General features: G+C 60.7%; 17 protein-coding genes and 1 tRNA gene. 10 read left to right on the top strand and 8 right to left on the bottom strand.

Annotation, left to right across the window (positions count from 1 at the left end; genetic code table 11):
* Positions 1 to 128 precede the first annotated feature (128 nt).
* A complete protein-coding gene (locus tag FD715_RS19565) occupies positions 129 to 1676 on the bottom strand; it encodes a bifunctional diguanylate cyclase/phosphodiesterase (RefSeq protein ID WP_223274989.1) in 1548 nt (515 codons plus the stop codon).
* A gap of 76 nt (positions 1677 to 1752) precedes the next feature.
* Complete coding sequence (gene ttcA, locus FD715_RS19560) at positions 1753 to 2622, bottom strand: tRNA 2-thiocytidine(32) synthetase TtcA (RefSeq protein ID WP_147114023.1); 870 nt, start codon at positions 2620 to 2622, stop codon at positions 1753 to 1755.
* 102 nt (positions 2623 to 2724) lie between these two features.
* Between ttcA and FD715_RS19555 the strand changes: the two genes are divergently transcribed.
* A complete protein-coding gene (locus FD715_RS19555; protein WP_147114020.1) occupies positions 2725 to 3252 on the top strand; it encodes a DUF3833 domain-containing protein in 528 nt (175 codons plus the stop codon).
* Positions 3253 to 3276: 24 nt separating this feature from the next.
* Here FD715_RS19555 and yidD read toward each other — a convergent pair whose 3' ends face one another.
* From yidD to rpmH, 3 genes are read right to left on the bottom strand one after another with little or no spacing between them, the layout of a single operon-like run.
* A complete protein-coding gene (yidD, locus tag FD715_RS19550) occupies positions 3277 to 3522 on the bottom strand; it encodes a membrane protein insertion efficiency factor YidD (protein WP_147114016.1) in 246 nt (81 codons plus the stop codon).
* Positions 3519 to 3914 carry a ribonuclease P protein component gene (gene rnpA / locus FD715_RS19545; RefSeq protein WP_147114014.1) on the bottom strand — a complete coding sequence of 132 codons (396 nt, stop codon included), beginning with the start codon at positions 3912 to 3914 and terminating at the stop codon, positions 3519 to 3521. The genes yidD and rnpA overlap by 4 nt, the downstream gene beginning before the upstream one ends.
* A 22-nt stretch (positions 3915 to 3936) precedes the next feature.
* On the bottom strand, positions 3937 to 4071 hold the full coding sequence (rpmH, locus tag FD715_RS19540; protein ID WP_005980833.1) for a 50S ribosomal protein L34: 135 nt from the start codon (positions 4069 to 4071) through the stop codon (positions 3937 to 3939).
* A 318-nt stretch (positions 4072 to 4389) separates the two neighbouring features.
* On the opposite strand from rpmH, the gene FD715_RS19535 reads away from it, so the two are divergent.
* The 4 genes from FD715_RS19535 to FD715_RS19520 all read left to right on the top strand — a co-directional run bounded on the left by FD715_RS19535 (position 4390) and on the right by FD715_RS19520 (position 8086).
* On the top strand, positions 4390 to 5121 hold the full coding sequence (locus tag FD715_RS19535) for a TVP38/TMEM64 family protein (RefSeq protein WP_147114011.1): 732 nt from the start codon (positions 4390 to 4392) through the stop codon (positions 5119 to 5121).
* A gap of 5 nt (positions 5122 to 5126) precedes the next feature.
* Entirely contained in the window at positions 5127 to 6545 is a 1419-nt protein-coding gene (locus FD715_RS19530; protein ID WP_147114008.1) for an NAD(P)/FAD-dependent oxidoreductase, read from the top strand.
* 12 nt (positions 6546 to 6557) lie between these two features.
* The gene (locus FD715_RS19525) at positions 6558 to 7940 is read left to right on the top strand and encodes a HAMP domain-containing sensor histidine kinase (protein WP_147114005.1); all 1383 of its coding nucleotides are present in this window, start codon (positions 6558 to 6560) and stop codon (positions 7938 to 7940) included.
* A 69-nt stretch (positions 7941 to 8009) separates the two neighbouring features.
* A tRNA-Arg gene (locus FD715_RS19520) sits at positions 8010 to 8086 on the top strand.
* A gap of 188 nt (positions 8087 to 8274) precedes the next feature.
* On the opposite strand, the gene FD715_RS19515 is transcribed toward FD715_RS19520, so the two are convergent.
* Positions 8275 to 9654 carry a phosphomannomutase gene (locus FD715_RS19515; protein WP_147114128.1) on the bottom strand — a complete coding sequence of 460 codons (1380 nt, stop codon included), beginning with the start codon at positions 9652 to 9654 and terminating at the stop codon, positions 8275 to 8277.
* 239 nt (positions 9655 to 9893) lie between these two features.
* Here FD715_RS19515 and FD715_RS19510 point away from each other — a divergent pair, with 239 nt between their 5' ends.
* From FD715_RS19510 to FD715_RS23005, 5 genes are all read left to right on the top strand, one after another.
* Positions 9894 to 11279: an HlyD family secretion protein gene (locus FD715_RS19510; protein WP_189799561.1), complete on the top strand. Its 1386-nt coding sequence runs from the start codon at positions 9894 to 9896 to the stop codon at positions 11277 to 11279.
* 15 nt (positions 11280 to 11294) lie between these two features.
* A complete protein-coding gene (locus FD715_RS19505) occupies positions 11295 to 12869 on the top strand; it encodes a glycosyltransferase (RefSeq protein ID WP_147113998.1) in 1575 nt (524 codons plus the stop codon).
* A 291-nt stretch (positions 12870 to 13160) separates the two neighbouring features.
* Positions 13161 to 14576, top strand: coding sequence for a mannose-1-phosphate guanylyltransferase/mannose-6-phosphate isomerase (locus FD715_RS19500; RefSeq protein ID WP_147113995.1), 1416 nt, complete (start codon positions 13161 to 13163; stop codon positions 14574 to 14576).
* 264 nt (positions 14577 to 14840) lie between these two features.
* Positions 14841 to 16235 carry a nucleotide sugar dehydrogenase gene (locus tag FD715_RS19495; protein ID WP_147113993.1) on the top strand — a complete coding sequence of 465 codons (1395 nt, stop codon included), beginning with the start codon at positions 14841 to 14843 and terminating at the stop codon, positions 16233 to 16235.
* A gap of 53 nt (positions 16236 to 16288) precedes the next feature.
* Positions 16289 to 18745 carry a calcium-binding protein gene (locus FD715_RS23005; protein ID WP_147113989.1) on the top strand — a complete coding sequence of 819 codons (2457 nt, stop codon included), beginning with the start codon at positions 16289 to 16291 and terminating at the stop codon, positions 18743 to 18745.
* An 18-nt stretch (positions 18746 to 18763) separates the two neighbouring features.
* Here the strand turns inward: FD715_RS23005 and FD715_RS19485 are convergent, their stop codons facing one another.
* A complete protein-coding gene (locus tag FD715_RS19485; RefSeq protein ID WP_147113986.1) occupies positions 18764 to 19378 on the bottom strand; it encodes a response regulator transcription factor in 615 nt (204 codons plus the stop codon).
* Between the two features lie 7 nt (positions 19379 to 19385).
* Positions 19386 to 22166, bottom strand: a complete 2781-nt coding sequence (locus FD715_RS19480; protein WP_147113983.1) for a PAS domain-containing protein — start codon at positions 22164 to 22166, stop codon at positions 19386 to 19388.
* Positions 22167 to 22185: the final 19 nt, after the last annotated feature.

The raw sequence follows: 22185 nt of genomic DNA, 5'->3' as shown, positions 1-22185 counted from the left end.
GAGTGCAGGGGCAAAGGTCAAGCGGATTCGGGTGTTGCATGGGCCGCTCCGGCCAATGCGGCTTCACGATCAGGACAGAGGTCGCCTGCGCATTTGCGCGGCCATGCACATCGGCAAAGTCAGGCGGGTCAGTTTGTGCGTCGTACCGGAAGCGAGGGCGCGTCCTTGAGCTTTGCTTCGTGCGCGCGCACCCAATCGAGAGTCTTTTCGAACGGCATGGGCCGCGCGATGCCGAAGCCCTGTACGTAGTCACAACCCAGTTGCGCCAGCAGCGCATGTTCGCCCACGGTTTCAACCCCTTCGGCAAGGGTTTCGATATTCATCCGCTCTGCCATGGTGAGCACGGCGCTGATCATTCGCTGTTGTTCCGGGTCGCGGTCCGCCTTCATGACAAAAGAGCGGTCGATCTTGATCCGGCCGACACCGAACCGGCGGATGGACGAGATCGAGGCATGACCCGTCCCGAAGTCATCGAGGTCGATCCGGCAGCCCAGTTTTGTCAGCGCGTTGATGTTGCGTGTGATCGTGTCGTCGGTCGTGTCGGTCACGACCGTTTCCAGGACTTCTACGGCAAGGCGGTCGGGTGTCAGGTCAAAGCGGTCGAGTTCCCAACGCACCTTGTCGACCAGTTTGGGATTGTTAAGCTCCGAGCCGCTGAAGTTTACACCGACATGCGGCACGCGCAGACCAGCGGAATCCCATGCCTTGAGCGCGGTGAAGCTGTGATAGATCATGATTTCGGCCAGCCGTTCAAGGAGGCCCGCATCTTCAATTGCGGGCAGGAATTCGGCTGGAGAGATGGCGCCGCGGTCGGGATGGATCCAGCGGGCCAGCGCCTCAAACCCGGCGACCTTGCCGGTATCGGTCGAAATCTGGGGCTGAAACCACGGTTGAATGTGCCCGCGTTCGAGCGCGGCGGCGACTTCGTCGCGCAAGTGCGCGCGATTTTTGAGCCGTGAGTGCAGTTCGGTGGAATAGGCGCGCACAGAGGATGGACCGCGCCGTTGCGCTTCGGTCAAAGCGGCGAGCGATCCGTTGAGCCAATCGCGCCCCGTATCGCCGGGCGCGCGGTTCAACAGGCAAAACCCGACGCTTACGGACACGTAGATCGTCGTCCCGTCGATGGCGATCGGTTCCTCGATCGCTTGCTGGTAGCGGCCCGACAGCTGGATGCAGCTTTCCAGATCGAGATGTTGCACTTGGCCGAGGCAGAGCGAAAAGCGAAAATCCCCCGTTTGGCATAGAGTATCATTGTCGCGCATGGTTGCGACCAGCCGATCCGCTACCGCCTTGAGAATGCGGTCTATGGCTGCTGGTTCGAACCGGTCAGCGAGTGTGGTATGTTCATCCAGTTCGATTGAAAAGATGGCGCTGTTTCGGTCGGCGGCGGGTGCATCCTGTCTGGTTGTGTCAATCTTGTCCCCGAAAGCATCCTGGGAGACGACCCCGGGCTGCAATTCGCGCGCCATACGTTGCCGTATCAGGTCGTCGATCCCGCCGAAGCCCAGCCAGGCCAGGGGCACGGCAATCGCCACGGCGGTCAGCGCTACCTCTCCGCCCAGCCAATAGGCGGCGAGCATCAGTGCTGGTAAAAAGGCCAGCATTTGTGGGCCTGTCAGCACCGCAACTGCCCCTTGGCGCAGGTTTTTGAGTTTTTCTCGCGCACCGAACTGCATTTTTGACCCCTCTTCCGACGTGCCCTGACGCATCACCGGGCCATGCAAGGGGTAGGGCGTCAAAGTGAGTCAGCGCTTAACGCAAATCGGGAATGTTCTCTTTTTTTACCTCAAATTGTTCAGAACCGCGGACAAGGCCCGCAAAGTCGAACAGTTTGGGGTCGAGAAGGTGCGAGGGCCGCGCATTCATAAGGGCGCGGAACATCACTTGCCGCCGTCCGGGGCTGTTGGCTTCCCATCCGTCGAGGATCTGTTTGACTTGTTGCCGTTGCAGCCCGTCCTGGCTGCCGCAAAGGTCGCAGGGGATGATCGGGTAGTTCATGGACCGGGCGAATTTTTCGCAATCGGCTTCGGCCACATGGGCGAGGGGGCGGTAGACGAACAGGTCTCCTTCCTCGTTCACGAGCTTCGGGGGCATCGTGGCCAGTCTTCCGCCGTGGAAGAGGTTCATGAAGAATGTTTCGAGTATGTCGTCGCGGTGGTGGCCCAGAACGACCGCAGTGCACCCTTCCTCGCGCGCGATGCGGTAGAGGTTGCCGCGTCGAAGCCGCGAGCACAGCGCGCAGTAGGTGCGCCCCTGTGGGACCTTGTCGACGACGATGGAATAGGTGTCCTGGTATTCGATCCGGTGGGGGACCTGCATGCGTTCAAGGAATTCGGGCAGGACTGTCGCGGGAAAGCCGGGTTGGCCCTGGTCGAGGTTGCAGGCCAGGATGTCGACCGGCAGAAGGCCGCGCCATTTCAGTTCGTGGAGCACTGCGAGCAGGGTGTAGCTGTCCTTTCCCCCCGACAGGCAGACGAGCCATTTGCCGCCCGGTTCGATCATGCCGTATTGCTCGACCGCCTCGCGCGTGTAGCGGACGATGCGCTTGCGCAGCTTCTTGAATTCGGTGGTCGTGGGCGCACCGGCAAAGAGCGGGTGGATGTCGTCACTGTCGTCAAGCATGGGCCACCTTGAGGGCTGGGATCGCGCTTTCTTACACCAAGGGCGGCGTGAACCAAAAGAGTGCGTGCGCCGTATCCTATGCAAAGCACGAAAGGGCATACGATGCGGTGGATGATCTTGGTTTTGGGGCTGTTTGTCCTTGGTGCTTGCACCGGCAAGCCGTCGCCGGATGATGAGGTGCTGTCGGATCGTCAGTTGAATCTAGAGGAGTTTTTTGACGGGCGGTTGACGGCCTATGGGCAGTTTCAAGACTTGTTTGGCACGGTGCGCCGTCGCTTTACCGTGGATATTGAGGGTACGTGGGATGGCGAGACGCTGACGCTGGTCGAGGATTTTGTCTACGAGGATCAGAGCACCGAGCGGCGGGTGTGGACCCTCACCAAGACCGGGCCTGACAGTTGGCAGGGGACGGCGCCGGGGGTGATTGGCGTGGCTACGGGGCAGGAGAAGGGCGACACGTTCAACTGGCAATACACCATTGATCTGCCGGTGCCGGATGGGACCCTGCGCGTGACCTTTGACGACTGGATGTGGTTGCTGAGTGACGACCGATTGCTGAACCGCGCTTACATGAAACGCGCAGGTGTGGATATCGGGGACGTGATCATCACATTTGAGAAAGAGCGGTGATCACTTTGTCCACAGAGTGATCCACTAGGGATCGTCCCGTTCGCATTTGCATCCCGGCACCGGGTCATAGCCGCTGCTGCCCCAGGGGTGGCAGCGGGCGATGCGGCGGGCGGCGAGCCATGTGCCTTTGATCGCGCCATGTTTCTCCAGCGCCTCCATTGCATAGGCGCTGCAGGTCGGCTGGTAGCGGCAGTTGAAACCGACCCAAGGGGAAAAGATGAGGCGGTACGCGCGGACGGGCAGGGATACGATGAAGGCGATTGGCGTCATGGGAGACGTGCCAGCGCGGCGGTGCAGTCTGCGATCAGTTCCGCGAAGGAGCGGGTGGCGGTGACCTCGGCGCGGCCCACGAAGACGTAGTCGGTGGCGGGTTTGCCGTGGCGCGTGAGGACGTGACGGGCCACTTCGCGCAGGCGGCGTTTGGCGTGGTTGCGGGCGACGGCGTTGCCGACCTTTTTGGAGCAGGTAAAGCCGACGCGGATGGGACCATCGTCATCGCGGCTGCGTGCCTGAAGGATGAAGCCGGGCATCACCACGCGGCGCCCACGGGACGCGCGCAGGAAATCGGCGCGTTTTTTCAGAACCTCAAAACGCAAAAGCCCCGCCGGCGGCATGTCTTTGCCAGCGTCGAAGCTGGGCAAAGCGGCCTCCGGCGGGGTCATTGTCATCCCTTTCGGGGAAAGCTCACGCGCTCAGCGACTTCCGGCCGCGGGCACGGCGGGCGTTGAGGATCTTGCGGCCAGCCTTGGTTGCCATGCGGGCACGGAAACCGTGACGGCGTTTGCGCACGAGGTTCGAAGGTTGATAGGTGCGTTTCATCGCATTGGCTCCGGATCTGTTGGCCCTTGCACCCGCGGATTCGGGACAGGGCGGTATTCGAAGTCTGTCCTCTAAAGCGGAGAGGTATCCAAGTAAACCCTTTGGACACGGAAATTCGGCATCCTTGCAACAAATCGGCGCCTGGGCCGGTTGGTATGTTTCAATGGGGCGTATTGGATCGAAAAAACCTCACGGAACGGGGGGTAACCGTTCAACGCGCCGTGAACACCCTGTTTTGCGACGTGCGGCAGGCGCATTTTCAGGTCACAACCCGCCCAACATGTGCCGCTGTCATGCGGTGCGATCAAAGGATACGGCATGACTGATACAAGCCAACCCCGGAAATCCGGCCTGATGCGCAACCTGCCGCTGATCGCCATCCTGATCGTGGCCGCCGTAGGCGCCTTTACCCTGCGCGATTATCTGAGCTTTCAGACTTTGGCGGACAATCGCGAGGCTTTGATTGACTTTCGCAACGCGAACTATGTGCTGACGGCGCTGGTCTATGTCGCCGTCTACGTTCTGATCGTTGGTTTTTCCTTGCCGGGCGCCAGTATCGCGACGCTGACCGGAGGCTTCTTGTTCGGCACCGTGTTCGGATCGGTTTTTACCGTCACTGCCGCGACCGTTGGAGCGACTATCATCTTCCTTGCCGCCCGACATGGGTTTGGCGAGACGTTGGGCCAGCGCATGGAAGCGTCCAAGGGCACGATCAAGAAGATCAAAGACGGCATCGACGAAAACCAGTGGTCCATGCTGTTTGTCATTCGGCTCGTCCCGGTCGTGCCCTTCTTTGTCGCCAACCTTGTGCCCGCTTTCATGCAGGTTCCGTTGCACCGCTACGTCATCTCGACCTTCCTCGGCATCATTCCGGGCTCTGTTGTATATACGTCGGTCGGCGCAGGGCTTGGCGAAGTGTTCGCCCGCGGCGAGACGCCAAATCTCGGCATCATCTTTGAACCGCATGTTCTGCTGCCTATCCTCGGGCTGGCGGCGCTGTCCCTGCTGCCGGTGGTGGTCAAGGCAGTGACAGGCAAGAAAGGTCTGTAATTCCAATGAAACGTATCAAGACCGACATCCTGGTCATCGGTGCCGGGTCAGGTGGCCTGTCCGTTGCAGCCGGTGCCGTGCAGATGGGCGCCAAGGTTGTCCTGCTCGAAGGGCACAAGATGGGCGGCGACTGCCTGAACTATGGGTGCGTGCCTTCGAAAGCGCTGATTGCCAGCGGCAAGGCGGCCTATGGCCAGACGCATAGTGCTGAATACGGCGTGGCCAATGCCGCCCCGCAGGTGGACTACGCGGCGGCTAAGGATCACGTGGCGCAGGTGATTGCGCAAATAGAACCCGTGGACAGCCAGGAGCGGTTCGAGACCTTGGGCGTGCAGGTCATTCGCGAGTTTGGGCATTTCATCTCTGACACCGAGGTGCAGGCGGGAGATACCGTCATCAAGGCCCGGCGCGTGGTGATTGCGACGGGGTCGAGCCCGTTTGTGCCGCCTATCGACGGCATTGATACTGTACCGTACCTGACGAACGAGACGCTGTGGGAGCTACGTGAGCGCCCGGATCACCTGCTCATCATTGGCGGTGGCCCCATCGGCATGGAGATGGCGCAAGCGCATCGGCGGCTTGGCTCAAAGGTGACAGTAATCGAAGGCGACAAGGCGCTGGGCAAGGATGACTCCGAGATGGCCGAGGTGGTGCTGACCAACCTGCGCCGCGAGGGGATCGAGATTGTCGAAGGCGCCTTGGCCGAGAAAATCGAAGGTGCAGATGGTTCGGTCACGGTTCATACAAAAGATGGACGTCGTTTTGACGGCTCGCATCTTTTGGTGGCTGTGGGCCGCAAGTCGAACACCGACAAGCTGAACCTTAGTGCTGCTGGCATCGAGACGACGAAGACGGGCGTCAAGGTCGACGACAGCCTGCGTACGACGAACCGCCGTGTCTATGCCGTGGGTGATGTGGCCGGTGGCCTGCAATTCACCCATGTCGCGGGGTATCATGCTGGGGTTATCATCCGGTCGCTTCTGTTTGCCCTGCCAGCAAAGACGAAGACCGCGCATATCCCGTGGGCGACGTACACTGACCCCGAACTGGCGCAGGTGGGCCTGACCGAAGCGCAAGCCAAAGAGCAGCACGGCGACAAGCTGGAGGTTGTGCGCTTTCACTACAACCACAACGACCGCGCCATCGCAGAGCGCAAGACGGACGGGCTGATCAAGGTGATGGTGGTCAAAGGGCGGCCCGTGGGCGTGTCCATCGCCGGCCATCAGGCGGGCGAGTTGATCAATCTCTGGTCGCTGGTCATCGCCAACAACATGAAGATGAGCCAGGTCGCGGCGATGGTGTCGCCTTACCCAACCATCGGTGAGGTCAACAAGCGGGCTGCGGGCGCCTATTTCAGTCCGCGGCTTTTTGATAACCCGACGGTGAAGCGCGTCGTGGGACTTGTGCAGCGCCTTATTCCCTGACCACATAGCACGATGATGAATTCACTCTCCGGCCGGTTCCTGATCCTAACCACGATCTTCGTGATGTTGGCGGAAGTGTTGATTTTTGTCCCGTCTATCGCGCGGTTTCGGGAGGAGTATCTGCAGAATAGGCTCGAGCGCGCACAGATTGCATCGCTGGCGCTGCTCGCAGACGACATGATCGACAGCGCGCTTGAAGAAGAGCTTCTGGAGAATGCGGGCGTGTTCAATGTCGTGCTGCGCCGGGATGAGGTGCGCCAGCTTATGCTTGCCTCGCCCATGCCGCAGCCCATCGACGCCACCTTTGATCTGCGCGACGGGACGGCGCCGGTCCTGATCCGGGATGCGCTGATGCGGATCGTGGAGCCGGAGAATGAAGTGATCCGCGTGATCGGTGCGCCGACGCGGGAGGCGGGTCTGCTGATCGAGATCACGATGGAGACCGAGCCGCTGCGGGTTGCAATGATCGATTACGGCATTCGTATTCTGGTTCTGTCGGCGGTCATCTCGATTGTCACCGCGGGACTGCTGTTCATCGCTGTGCGCGCCATTCTTGTGAAACCAATTCGCGGCGTGGTCGGCCATATGCAGCGCTATGCCGCAGCCCCTGAGGATGCGCGTCGGATCATCACCCCCAACGCTGGGGTGACCGAATTGCGCGAGGCGGAGGAGGCGTTGCGCAGCCTGCAGACCGAGTTGATTTCAGCGCTGCGCCAGAAGGACCGGCTGGCGCAACTGGGTGGCGCGGTGTCGAAGATCAGTCACGATCTGCGCAACATTCTCACCTCGGCCCAGCTCTTCACGGACCGGATTGAGGCATCGGAGGATCCGCTGGTGCGGCGGATGGCACCAAAGCTGGTCAATTCCATAACCCGCGCGGTCCACCTGTGTGAAAGCACGCTCGCCTTCGGCAAGGCCGAAGAGCCGAGCCCGACGCTGATGATCTTCAACCTTGATGATATCGTGGCCGATGTGCTGGACAGCGAACGGCTGGCAGTGGGCGATCATGATCTTTCGCTGAGCGAGAACATTCCACCGCTGTTTTCCCTGCGCGCGGATCCCGAGCAATTGTTCCGCGTCGTCTCGAACCTTGTGCGCAATGCGCGCCAGGCCATCATTGCGACGGGCAAGTCGGGGGAGATCAACGTATCGGCCTATGAAGATGCTGACAATTGGTGGATCGAGATCGCCGACACGGGACCGGGCCTGCCACCCAAGGCGCAAGAGCACCTGTTTCAGCCGTTTCAGGGTGGTGTGGCCAAGGGCGGTACGGGCCTGGGCCTTGCGATTGCGCAAGAACTTATCCGGGGGCACGGCGGCGCGTTGGAGCTGGACCGGACCGGGCCAAAGGGGACTGTATTTTCCATCCGCTTGCCAAAGGGCGAAGATATCTGAGCCTCTCTGCCCATTTGCTCGGAAATCCCCTTGCAAACCTGTGGCGCGAGGACTAAACCGCCCGCCAGTGGACCGATAGCTCAGCTGGATAGAGTACCTGACTACGAATCAGGGGGTCGGGGGTTCGAATCCTCCTCGGTCCGCCACTTCTCAAATTGTAAGGCGACACATAGTTCTTCCTTTTGCGACAGAACTTTTCCTTTGCCGAAGCACAGCTTTGCTTTTTATGAGTGTGGGTTGGCGGGTCAGACTTTCGTCTCCAAAACGTGCTCCCGGCGAGGGTAACTTGATGAGAAGACCTGTTACAAACGGGTGTCTTTTGTCAGTTGGCACCTTAAGCCGTGTCAGCCAGGAACTGCTCCAAACATTTTGTTACCGCCTTGACCCTGTCTTCCAGCAACGCGCCATCCTGGCGGGTTTCGATGTTCAGTCGCAGCAGGGGTTCGGTGTTGGAGGCGCGGAGGTTGAGGCGCCAGCTGTCATTTGTCAGGCTCAGCCCGTCGAGACGGTCGATCTGCGTTTCTGCGCTCGTGAACAACCGCTCCACCTCCGCCGTGGCGGCTTTGGCGTCTGTGACGCGGAAGTTGATTTCTCCGGACGACGGATGCAGGTCCCGCATGTCGGCCACCAGCGCGCTGAGCGATTGGTCGGTCTGCGCAAGCCGCGCCAGCAGCAGCACCCAGGGGATCATGCCGCTGTCGCAATACATGAAGTCGCGAAAATAGTGGTGCGCGGACATCTCTCCGCCGTAGACCGCACCCGTTTCGCGCATCTTGGCCTTGATCAGCGCGTGCCCGGTTTTTGAGGCGACTGCCGTGCCGCCTGCCTGCGCCACAATACGCTGCGTGTTCCACAACACACGCGGGTCGTGGACGATGCTTTCGAAGGGGCTGCGGGCCAGAACGGCATCCGCCAGCGCGCCGACGATGTATTCGCCGGGGATGAAGGCTCCCTTTTCGTCGAAAAAGAAGCAGCGGTCGAAGTCGCCGTCCCAGGCCAGGCCCGCATCGGCTTTGTTCTGCAGCACGGCATTTGCGGTGACCGGCTGATTTTCGGGCAGCAGGGGGTTGGGGATGCCATTGGGAAAGGTCGCGTTCGGTGTGTGGTGCAGGTGCACGATATCGAGCTTCGCCCCCGCCGCCGAGAGCCCCTCCACGACGGCGTCAAAGGTCGGGCCCGCAGCACCATTGCCTGCGTTGGCCAGCACCCGGAAGCCGTCAAGATCAGACGGGTCCACGAAAGACAGGACCCGTGCGACATATGCCTCGCGGCAATTCGCCTGCTTCAGGCTGCCGGGTCGGGCGGCTTTTTGAAAATCCGCGGTGGCGGTTGCGGCCTCGATCTTGCGGAAGGTCTTATCGGGCAGGGGGGTCGCGCCGCGCCCCACAAGCTTAAACCCGTTGTAATCAATCGGGTTGTGTGAGGCCGTGACCATGATGCCTGCACCGGCGTCATAGTGGTCGGTGCCGAAGTAAACCTCTTCGGTCCCGCAGAGCCCCAGGTCCAGCACGTCCACGCCCGCGCGGTTGAGCCCTTGAGCCAACGCCGCCGCAAAGCGCGGCGAGTCCGCCCGCGCGTCTTGGCCAATGACAACCGTTTTGGCGGCCATCACCTGCGCCACAGCCTCGCCCAAATCGCGAGCCAGCTGTTCGGTTAGGTCTTCGTTCACCCGGCCCCGGATGTCGTAGGATTTGAAACAGGAAAGACGGGTCATCATCGCATACTCCACAAAAGCGCTTGAACCGCTCCTAGAACGCCCAGGCCCGTTTGATAAATGAAATCATTGCGTCTTATGCGAATGAACTCGCAACGGGTGCAGGTGGGATAGGGGGACTCTACCAAAGGATAGGGCGCTGTCCCTTTACGCCTGAACTTACCCTGTTGGGACCTGTCGTGCCGGCACCCGCGCCCTTTATGCAGGGCCTCGAGTTGGAGCCGACAAAGGGCACGAGAATGGAGATCGTACATGAACCACCGCACAAGGAGTTGACCTTCTTTGCGCGGGCCCCGCTGAAACTGCGGGTCGCTGATCAGCCGGATGTGGTGATTGACGCATGGTGCGTGAGCGGCGTTTGCAAGCCAGAGGGTATGGACGTTTTCCCAACGCGCGGAACCCTGAGCATCCCCTTCCAGGGAATTGATCTGGGCTTTCCGGTGAAGCTTTCAGCAGATGCCAGTGGAGACTTCTATGCCTTCGAAGATCTGACCGTTCGGCAGCGTGAGGTGTTGGCGCTGTTTCATTCGAACCTGCTGTCCGGTCGCATGGCCAGCACGCAAGACATGATTACCGCACTTGATACTCCGGTTGATCTGGTGCCGATGGGCGAAACGGAAGAGGAGGAAGCCGCTGCCACCGCACATGTTCCGTCTCGCGCATTCAGGTTGGTCAAGGCGCTTCTGACCTATCTCGCGGCGGCCGTTTTGATCTTTGGCCTGCTGGGTCAAAGCGTGATCTTGCGGGTCATGACCATTCCGACGGTGCAGGCCCGGGTGATTGCCCCCGAAGTCACCCATGTGTCGACGGCACCCGCCTATATCGACAAGATCATGGTGCAAGTGGGTGACAGTGTTGCACGGGGTGACACGCTGATCCGCATGTCCGATCCACGCCGCGAGGGGCGTCTGGATGATGCCCGCCGCGCGCTCAACGATAAGGAACACGCCTTGACAGAGGCCCGCGCCCTGTTGCGCAAGCATGAGGCGACCTATCCGCAGGTTCTGGAGACGCTGGAGGCTCAGCTTGAAGCTGCGCTGGCGCGTCAGGGGGAGCGGCATATACCAGGCCCGCAGGCCGACGTTGACGCAATAAGGGCCGCCGTGCGTGCGCTCGAAGACGGGCGCAGCCTGCGGTCGGGCGACTACCATGACATCCGCGCAGATCTGGTTGCCACGCGCAATGCCCGCAAAGAGGACGTGCGTCGCGCCAAGCGGGCAGTCGGTATCGCCAAGGCTGATGCACGGCTCTTGGACATCAAGGCGCAGGTCGCAGGCACCGTTCGGGATGTGACGGCCTTGCAAGACATGCATGTGGCCCGCGGCACGCCCCTTGCGGTGGTCGAGGAAAATGCGCCCCGCACCATCCGCACCTGGGTGGATGAGGCGCACCTGACCCGCCTGGCCCCCGGCATGACGGCGCAGATGACGGTGCCAACGCCGGAAGGCCCTCAGCAGTTTGAAGGTGAGGTTCTGACCGTTGTGGCGGGGGTCGACGAAAGTGCTGCCAAGCGGGGTTTCGGCCTGATTGTTACCGTTGCCACCCCGCCACAGACCCAGCTGACCCCGCTCAGTCCCGTGGACCTGCGCATCCGGCGCGCCTGGGTCCCGGAGTGGATTCACTAGGGCGGAGGTGAACTGATGTCTGCGCCTGAAAGCGATTATGAGTTCGACAAGGACCTGACGGGTCGCCTGCAAACTCTTGTGGAGCTCAAGGGGCAGGGCCGCGCGCGGTGGTCATGGCGGCAGATCTTTGGCTTTGCGGCACTCTTCACTCTGCTGGTCTGGCTGCTCACACATATGCCGAACCGCTACTTTGTCCCGACAACAATGCACGTGACGCTAATGCTTGGCACGCTGGGCATCTGGCGCTTTGGCTGGTGGTTCACCCATGCGGTGCGCGCCGAAATCTATGCCCGCCGCGTCTGGCCCGGCACTCGCGCCCGGGCCTCTGCGCTTTGGGCCGACGGCTGGCGCCCCCGTCGCCTGCACATCCAGATGACCACCTACTACGAAGAACCGGCGATCACCAAGCGGGTCATCGGCTCCATCCTCGGCCAGATCCGGCGCGAGCGGATCCCGACGACGCTTTATATCGGGACAGGGACGTACTACGACGAACAGATCATCACCGAGTTCGTGCGCACGCACGCCGCCGATATCCCTGATGAGCTCGCGAAACTGGTGTTCCTGCGCCAGAACCAGCCGGGCAAGCGGATGGCCATTGGCATGATCCTGCGCGCGATCAACCGCAATGGCGTGCACCCCGACGATCTGGTGATCTTCATGGACGGGGACGCGCTTTATGGCGAGGACGTGCTGGAAAAGACGCTGAGCATGTTTGGCGCGGACCCTGAGTTGCAGGCGCTAACCACGGATGAAGAGGTGATCTGCTACGGCCCCCAGTGGATCGCGTCCTGGCTCGACATGCGCTTTGCGCAGCGTCGTTTGGCGATGCAAAGCCACGCGCTGGCGGGCAAGGTGCTGACCCTCACAGGCCGCATGTCGGTGTTCCGAGCCGAACACATGTTGTCTGAGAAGTTCATTCGTACGATTGAGGCGGACCATCTGGACCACTGGCTGTGGGGCCGTTTCCGGTTTTTGTCGGGCGATGACAAATCGACCTGGTACCACATGCTGACCCGCGACGCGAAGATGTGCTATGTGCCCGACGCGACCGTCTACACCATCGAGGTGATTAAGGAGAACGGCCTGGGCCGCATGGTCCAGAACTTCCGCCGCTGGTCCGGCAACATGCTGCGCAACGGCCAGCGCGCCATTGCACTAGGACCGCGCAAGGTGAACCCCTTCATATGGTGGTGCCTTGTCGATCAGCGTCTGGCGATGTGGACAATGATGGTCAGTCCGGTGATGGCGGTGTTGGTATCACTGGCCGAGCCCATCTACATCTGGAATTGCCTGGTCTGGGTGCTTTTCAGCCGGGTCCTGCTGTGCCTGTTTCTGTTCCGCTATTCGTTGCGGATCGATTTGAGCTGGCCGGTGATCTTATACCTCAATCAGGTGATCAACGCCTCTGTGAAGATCTTCATGATCTTCCATCTGTCCAAGCAGAAGTGGTCAAACCGGGGCAATCAGTCCGCCGGGGACGGCCAGCGGCTGCAAGGCTGGATGGCCAAATTTCAGCTGGTGACGACGGTGACCGGGTTTGTCTACGGGCTGGCGCTTTACTCCGGGGTGATGGCGCTGCCGTTTTGACAGGCAGAATTTACCACCATCTTCCGGCTATTGTCGTTCGTCAATGAAAACGCATCATGCCCGTGCTGTGCACGGGCAGCGACCGAACCGCCCCCACGGGATTGGCGTTTCTCGCCCACCCTTCGGTTCGAACGCGGCACGCTCATTTGCAAGGTGAATGCCCCCTATACTTTCGAGACCTCCTGCTCACCCAAAGCGCCGGAAACCATCCCTCCGCTCAGAAGATTTCGGTGAATCAGCAGGTTACACCTGCCTCATCGAAAACAATTCTTGCAAAGTGGAGCTTGCACAATGATCACTCCTATCATCCTGGCCGGTGGCACCGGCACCCGTCTTTGGCCTGTCAGCCGCAAGGCATACCCCAAGCAATTTACCGATCTGACCGGTGATCAGAGCCTCTATCAGGCCACGCTGGACCGGCTGTCACACCTTGAGGCCCCTGTGGTCATCACCGGCAATGACTATCGCTTTATCGCCGCCGAGCAGGCAGCAGGTCGCGCGCTGCAACAGATTGTCATCGAACCTCAGGGCCGCAATACGGCCGCACCGATCCTGACGGCTGCGCTGATGCACGCGGACACGCCTGAGCGGGTTCTTCTGATCTGCCCGTCTGACCACACTGTTGCCGATGACGCGGGCTTCAAGGCTGCGTTGGACGCAGGCGAAAAGGCCGCAACCAAGGGCCGCATCGTCACCTTCGGCAGCCGCCCGACACGGCCCGAGACAGGTTTTGGCTACCTTGAACTGGCGCAAGCCATCGACGCCGGTGCTGACGCACAGCCGCTGTTGTCATTCGTCGAAAAGCCCGACGCAGAGCGCGCCGCAGAGATGATCGCAACCGGCAAGTATCTGTGGAACGGCGGCATGTTCATGGCCCGCGTTGACACGCTGATCAACGCCTTTGACCGCTACGCCCCGCAGATGATGCTGCCGTGCCATGGCGCACTCGCCAACGCGGAACGCGACCTCGACTTCATCCGCCTGGCGGAAGAGCCCTGGGGCCGGGTCGAAGATATCTCGGTCGACTATGCGATCATGGAAAAACATCACGATCTGGCGGTGGTGCCCATGGATTGCGGATGGTCCGACATGGGGTCTTGGGATGCGGTCTGGCGTGAAGGCGATCAGGACGCAGGCGGCAATGTCACCCAAGGCAACGCGACCGCCATGGATTGCACCGATACGCTGCTGCGCTCGGATGGGGACACCGCCCTTGTAGGGCTGGGTCTGGACGGGATTACCGCGATTGTCACGGGCGATGCGATCCTCGTGGCCAAAACTGACGACAGCCAGCGCGTGAAGGAAGTCTTGGGCACCCTGAAAGCGCAGGACGCCAAACAGGCGACCGAGTTCTCAAGGTGCCATCGTCCCTGGGGCCACTACGAAACCCTGGCCCTCGGCCCGCGCTTTCAGGTCAAGCGGATCGTGGTCAAGCCTGGTGCACAGCTGAGCCTGCAATCCCACCATCACCGGTCAGAGCATTGGACGGTCGTAGAAGGCTCGGCCATCGTGCATGTGGACGGCGAGGACATGCTGAAGACCGAGAACGAAAGCACCTACATTCCGCTGGGCGCGGTGCACCGACTGTCCAATCCGGGCAAGCTGTCGCTCACGCTGATCGAAGTGCAATCGGGTTGCTACCTCGGCGAAGATGACATCGTGCGCTACGAAGACATCTACGCCCGCGCGGAGGCCTCTGCGGCCTGACGCACACCCCTTCAAGATATCGGCCAGGCGGCTCCACTCAACTCTCTCATCTGGCCGTCAGAGGCCCCCCGGTTCACCACCACCGGGGGGTCTTTTTTGTGCGCCATGCTGCGCGTTCTCGATGGGTGAGCGGGCACCATGCGAAAGGATAGTCCGGCAAGCCCTTTGCCGCCCTTCCTATCCATTCCCCCAAAACATAAAGCAAAAACAATATTTTAGAAGGGGTGCAGAAAGTGAAAAACCCTGGATGGAGCTAGAACTGAGATGGATCTGACACCTTTTGCTACTGCACCCGCAACCCCAGTCGCCCTGCGCGTCATCGAAGAGAAACCGGCTATCAGCATCGTTGGCCTTGGCTACGTCGGCGCTGTGTCGACCGCCTGCCTGTCGAGCCTTGGCCACCGTGTCGTCGGTGTGGACTTAGACCAGACCAAGATCGCAGATGTTGGCGCTGGCCGTTCACCCATCCACGAAGATCGTCTGGGCGAGCTGTTGTCGGAGGGCGTGGAAAACGGCCTGATTACCACAACGGATGATCTGGCCTATGCAGTGCGCGATACTGATGTGACCTTTGTCAGCGTTGGCACGCCCACAGCAGCGGACGGCGGGTGCGACTACCGCTACATCGAATCCGCCGCGCGCTCGATTGGTGTGGGCATCGCGCAGAAAGATGGCTTTCACACGGTGGTCATGCGCTGTTCGATCCCGCCGGGGGCCACGATGAAGGTGATGGCCCCGATCATCGAAAAGATGTCGGGCAAGGTGCTGGGCGATGACTTCGGCATCGCATTCAACCCCGAGTTTCTGCGAGAAGGTGTGGCCGTGGCCGACTTCCACGAGCCGCCTAAAACCGTGATTGGTGCGACCTGTGATCGCTCTGCGAACATACTCGCGCGGATCTACGCACCGGTGGACGCGGCCCCGGTCATCACGTCGATCGAAACTGCCGAGATGGTGAAATACATCGACAACGTCTGGCATGCGACCAAGGTGACCTTTGCCAACGAAGTGGGGCGTCTGTGCAAGCCGCTGGGTGTCGACAGTCACGAGGTCATGGACGTCTTTGTCCAGGACACCAAGCTGAACCTGTCGCCCTATTATCTCAAGCCCGGCTTTGCCTATGGCGGGTCTTGTCTGCCCAAGGAAGTCCGTGCGGTGGCCCATATTGCCGAAAACCTCGGCGTTGATCTGCCGCTCATTCAGCATCTTGGCACGTCAAACGACTGCCACATCGCGGAAGCGACCGAAATGGTGCGCAAGACGGGTGCAAAAAAGGTTGGCGTGCTGGGGCTGGCGTTCAAACCCGGCACCGACGATTTGCGCGAAAGCCCGATACTGGAGGTCATCGCGGATCTGCGCGCCGAAGGTGTCGATGTGGTCATCCATGACCCTGCCATTTCGCCGGAAACACCGTTGGAGGGCCAGTTGGCCTATGTTCAGAACGGCAGCCAGGGGCTGCAGGACATGGCAGAGCACTTGCCTGGCATGTTGCGCGATGACCTCGCGGATGTGACCGGCGCCGTCGACGCCCTGATCGTGACCCAACGCAACGATGACTACGTGGAGGCCGCCCTGAGCGCGGACTGCCCCGTGATCGATCTTGTTCGGCTGACGCCGGAACGCCCTGCCAAGGGCACCTACGACGGGATCGGCTGGTAACAGCAGCCCCGCCTTCCCCTCAAACCCAAACGTTCAAATCAAAGGAACACCCCATGTCACAGACACTTCTGGGCACCGATCAGCATGACAATTTGACTGGATCGAGCCAATCTGACCTCATCACCGGCCTTGCAGGCGACGACACAATTTCCGGCGGCGCTGGCAACGACATCCTTGTCGGAGACACCCCCGGCGAAAACCTGATCACCGACGTCTCGGACGCGCTGACCTTTGCACAATACGGGCAAGATGGTGCCTGGCAGGTGCACCAAAACGGTGCCGCGCAGGAAATGAGCCAATCGGTTCAGACCCTCGAAGGCAGCACGTACACGCTGTCTTTTGACGTTGCATCAAACGTTTCAGGCGGCACACTTTCCGGTCTTGTCGAGGTTCTCTGGAACGGCGAGGTGATCGACAGCTTCGACACCAACTCTGGTGATTTTCAGGCCCATCAAGTCAGCTTCGCAGGGACGGGAGGTGAAGGTGTTTTGACGTTCCGGGCCTCGGAATCCGAAAACGATGCCGGCCCGACTATCCACGACGATGGCCCTATCCTGTCTTACGACCGGGGCGTGACCATCGGCGGGGAAGAGCTGGAGGTGCGCGCGGTTGTTGCAGGCCAGCCTTACATCTACCAGATCATTAACGGCACGATGTTTGCTTTTGATCCGGCCAGCGAAAGCTATTCCCAGCTTGGGGCGGATGCGAGCGTGGTTGTGAACAGCCTTGGATTCAATCAGGAAGACGACCTGTTTTATGGCGTGGCAGTGCGCAATGGCGTCGACAGCCTTGGCAACGCGGTGGCGCAGACCGACATCGTGATGCTGGACGCTGAAGGCAATTCTTACCGTCTCGGCGAAAGCCCCTATCGTGCCTGGACCGGGGATTTTGACGATCAGGGCAACCTGTGGTCGTTCCATTCGTCGATGGACCGAGTGTCCGTGATCGACGTGGACCAGTTTGATGCAGACGGCAACCCGGTGACAACTGTCTACCGTTTCGAGCATGATCTGGTGACAGACCGGGTCTGGGATCTGGCGTTTGACGCAGAGGCGCAGGTCTTTCGCGGTGTTGTCAGCCCGGCGCAGGAAGGCGGCATAGCGCAGCTCTTCACCGTGGACGTCTCTGGCGTTTCCGAAGGAGGGGAGCCTCAATTCTCGACCATGGATATCTCCGGCACCATCATTGATGGCGAATTCCACGAAGGCGCGCCGCGTGTGACCTTTGGGGCCGCCGTGGTGGACCGGGATGGCACGCTTTATGTGGGCGGCAACAGTGGTGATCATGATATGGATGACAGCACGCCGTCGTCTGGCGGCATCTATCGCGTCGATATCAACGCCGACACGGGCGAGATCGTTTTGGTGCTGGTTGCAGATGCGCCTCGGTCCTATTCGAACGACGGTGCCTTTGACCCGCGCGCGATTGATCCGTTTACTTCCGTTGATGCGGGTGCCGTTGTGCTGATCGACTCGCCTGATCTGGTGCTGACCGAGGACGCGGCAAATTCCTATGACGACGTGATCGACGGGAACGCGGGCCAGGACACCATTCAGGGCGGTATTGGCGAGGACCTGTTGATCGGCAGCTCGCGCGGAGATAATTTGGATGGCGGTGCGCAGGATGACACGCTCTATGGCGGTGCCGGGCCTGATCAAGGCGGTGGGGTAATATCCACCTATGACGAAAACGGCCTGCGCTATGATCAATTCGGCAACCTGCTGCCAGAGGATGACGACATTCTGTCTGGTGGTGAAGGCAACGACCTGTTGGACGGCTCTGCCGGGCACGACACGCTTAGCGGCGGCATCGGGGATGATACGCTTTCGGGTGGATCTGGTGACGATGTTCTGGCCGCTGGGGAAGGTGACGATGCACTGTCTGGCGGTGCGCAATCTGACCATCTCATGGGCGGCGCGGGCGATGACCTGCTAAACGGCGGATCAGGTGATGACACGCTTGATGGCGGCACAGGCACCGATACGCTTGAAGGTGGATCGGGGGACGATCAGATCAGAGGTGGCACCGGCAACGACGATATCAATGCTGGCACCGGCAACGACGTGGTGTCCGGTGATGCGGGGGATGACCGCATCCGGTCCGGGTCTGGCGATGATGTTGTGAACGGCGGCGACGGGCGCGACTACATCAACGCGCACCGGGGCGATGACCTGATCGACGGCGGGGCCGGCCGGGATCGCATCTATGGCGGTGAAGGCAACGACACGATGGCAGGCGGCGAAGGCGCGGATGTCTTCATCTTCCGCGCGGGCGATCTGGACAACAGCACCGACCGGATCACCGACTTTGACGGGGACTGGCTCGATTTTCGAGCGCTGGACCTGCTGTCAGGGGGGCAAAGCGAAGAGGACTGGGTCACACAGCATCTGATCTGGAGCGACGCAAACACCCTTCAGGTCACGCTTGAGGGTCTGACGCTGGAACTCGACGATCACCAGAACCTTGGCAACGCCTTCCTGCAGGATGTGAGCGACGCGATCCTGTTCTGAAACAAGCAGGGAGGCCGGTCAGAACAGACCGGCCTCTTTTGCAATCATGGCCGCGTGCGTGCGGTTCTTGGCCTCAAGCTTGCGGCACAGCGTTTTGACATGCAGCTTGATCGTGACCTCCTGTAACTCCAGCTCGCGTGCGATTTCCTTGTTGGCAAGGCCGCGGCACAGGCCCCCCAACACTTCCAATTCTCGTGGGTTCAGACCCTTTGCCAGCGGATTGGTTTCTTCTGGATCCTCGGCAGTCATGAACTTCACGGGAACGAAGGTTTCCCCCGCTGCCATGAAGCGGATCGCATTGACCATGGAGGCTGCCGCCATGGTCTTGGGCAAAAAGCCGACGGCTCCAGCATCCAGCGCTTCTTGGGCCACGGCTTTGGGGGCGGTGCCCGACATGATTGCAACGGGTCGCGTGGCCCCGGTATTTATCACGGTTTCCAACCCTTTCAGGCCGTCCATGCCGGGCATGGAGTAATCCAGCAACACCAGATCAAAAGGGCGATCCTTGTCGATGATGGCGACCGCGTCATGCAGGTCCGCAGCGGTCACCACTTCGATGTCATCCTCGCGGGACAAAAAGGCTGCTAGTGTGTCCCGGACCATATCGTGGTCGTCGGCCAGAAGTATGCGCATGAGGCGTTCAATCTTTTTGCGGCAGATCCTCTGCCAGTCGTTGCACAAGTTCTCTCAAATTCAGAGGTTTTGCAAATATCTCTGACACGGTCTGGCCGTTGATGCGGGGGTCCTTCAAGCGCCGGGCCAATGCGGTGGCAACATAGATCGGCACGGTGCAGCCTGCATTGCGCAACTGGTGGACAACATCACCCCCGGTGAGTTCCGGCATGTCGTAATCGGTGATCAGGGCCGACCAGGCCCCTCCGTCTTCGAGCAGCGTCTCAATCGCGAGTTCCGGGTGTGAAATGGCAACGGCCTCGGCCCCGTGTTCTTCGAGGTAGGCCCCAAGAACCTCCATCACCTGCGGCTCATCATCTAGCAGCAGGATCGTATGACCAGAAAGGTCGCTGTTGGCCTCGGGCGAGAGCGCACAGGTTTCCTCGCGCTCATCCAGCGGCCAGTAGATTGTGAATGTGGTGCCTTCCGCGACGGTGGAACTGAGATCAATGGCCCCGCCTGCGCGTTCCACGATGGTTGCGACCATGGGCAGGCCGACCCCTGTGCCTGCGCTGCCTTTGGTGGAAAAGTAAGGCTCGAACACGCGCTCTTGCGTCTCCGCCATCATGCCGCATCCTTGGTCCCGCACGCTCAGGCGGGCATAGGCGCGTCCGGCACGCAAGTCCCCGACACGCATGTCGGTGTCATGGCCCATCGTGGGTTTAAGCAAGACCTCAACTGTGCCCTCAGCCCCCTCGTAGGCATCGTTTGCATTCAGGAAGAGGTTGACAAGCACCTGGCTCAGGTCCCCCGTTTGGCCACGGATCAGTAGGGCCTCGGGCGGCGCTTCTACACGAAGGGTCACACCGGTGTCGAGGCTTGCGCGGATCAGCTCCTCAGCCTCAGCAACAACGGCGCGCAGATCAAACACACTGTCGTTTTCACCAGCAGCCCCAAGATCGAGCAGCGTATTCACCAGACGCGCAGCCTGATTGCCCGCCCGGCCAATCCGGCTCGCGTGATCGCGGATTGCGGGGGTCGCGGTACCCTCCATCCCGATCAGCGTCGCAGAGCCGTTGATGGCAGACAGCAGGTTGTTGAAATCATGCGCCAATCCGGCAGCGAGTTGAGAGATCGCCTCGCGCCGCCGTGAGCGTTCCAGCTGCTTGTTGAGTTCCTGCTGCCGCTCCAGCATTAGAACACGGGCCGTGGCGTTGCGAATGACCACGACCTCGCCCACCTTGTCCGCAAGGGTGGAGGAAATTTCATGGTAAAGGTTTGATTCAGAGGTGGTCTTCAGGGCCATCAAGGTGCCGCCGCCGTCGCTGACACGGGCGCTGTCCGGCACGTCTGTCGGAACGTCAGTGTAGAAACTACGCCATTTCCGCCCGACAAGATGCCCTTCGTCTTTCGCGCCAAGAAGCCGCGCAAGGCTGGGGTTTGCATAGATCACGCGCCCTCTCGCATCGGCAATCGCTATCCCGTCTGAGGCGTTTTCAACTGCCACCGCGCGCTGGCGCAACAGCCGTTCTGTATTGCGCAGCGAGGTGATATCGGTGGCGGACAGCACCAGATTGCCGTCTTCCGCCTGATCGGCGCGCACAAGCACCTGCTTGCCGTCTGGCAGTTGAAGGCGCTGGCCGGATTCGTTCCGGGTCAGCTGCATTAGATCGGGCTTGAGGAAGGCCTCGCCGTTGGGCCGCTGCGCTGCAGGGATAGCATCAAGATAGGCGGCCCAATTTTCCGCAAATAGCGATCCTTCCGCCCAATCACGCCCCGGGGCGGGAAACAGGCGGCGCAGGGCCGGGTTGCTGAAGCCAACCCTGTCGCCGTCGAGGATCAGCAGAAAGGCATCGTTGGTATGTGCAAGCGTTGCAGACAGCCGCGCTTGTGCTGCGCGCTGGGCGTCCTCCAGCGTGACGCGATCTGTGGCGTCGGTCTGGGTCGCGACCAGATGGGTGGCCTGCGCGGTGTCATCGCGGACCGGGAACAGCGTCAGGTCATTCCAGAAAAGCTCGCCCGACTTTTTTCGGTTGCGCAATTGGAAATGGCCTGCGCCCCGGTCCTTCACCGTTTGGCGCAACCGCTTGCGTTCAGGGCTGTCGGAGGGATCCTGAGCCAGGAAGCGACAGTTCTTGCCCAGCACTTCTGCCGCAGAGTAACCGGTCATGTCTTCAAAGGCCTTGTTGACAAAAACCAGCGGCATTTCGTCATCGGTGGCATCCGCAATGGCAAAGCCCGAGGATGATCCGTCAATAACCGCTGCCAGAAGGGCGTTCTGCGCGCTCAGATGCAGCGCGTTGAGGATTTGCGAGGCAAAGCGGCTGAGCCGCCGTAGAAGCTGAGCGTCTTCTTTGGAAAAGTGTTTGGCTTCGGTGTGAAAACAGGCAACAGCGCCTGGCCTGCCATCGGGGTGGCTGACCGGGACGGAAAGCAGGCTTCGTGTGGCGGTAAAGCCGCCGCCAAGCACGTCAGACCATGCCGGCACAGCATCAAGATCAACGAACGTCCTGAACTTGACCCCCAGGTTAGCAGGCGGTGTGAAGGGCTCCAGCTTTGCTGTTTCTGGCCAGCTTGCCACGAGGGTGTGGCGGCCTTCCTCGATGCGGAGGATCGCGACCACTTCTGCATCCAGACTGTTGGCGATCTCCCCTAGAAAAGCGCGCATGGCGTCTTGCGGCTCGGCAGCGGTTGCCACGGCCTCCAGCATGTCAAGCAGGGAGGTTGTTTCCTTCAGAGCCTGCGCTTCGCGCTCGCGCAGTGTCTGCACTTCAATCAGTATCTCGCGAAGGCGCTCACTGGCTGGCATATGTCGGGTGTTTGGTGTG

Source organism: Tateyamaria sp. syn59, assembly GCF_007995245.1.
Lineage (GTDB): Bacteria > Pseudomonadota > Alphaproteobacteria > Rhodobacterales > Rhodobacteraceae > Tateyamaria.
Note: the sequence above shows the minus strand (reverse complement) of the source record. Positions and strands in the feature narration are given on the sequence as shown.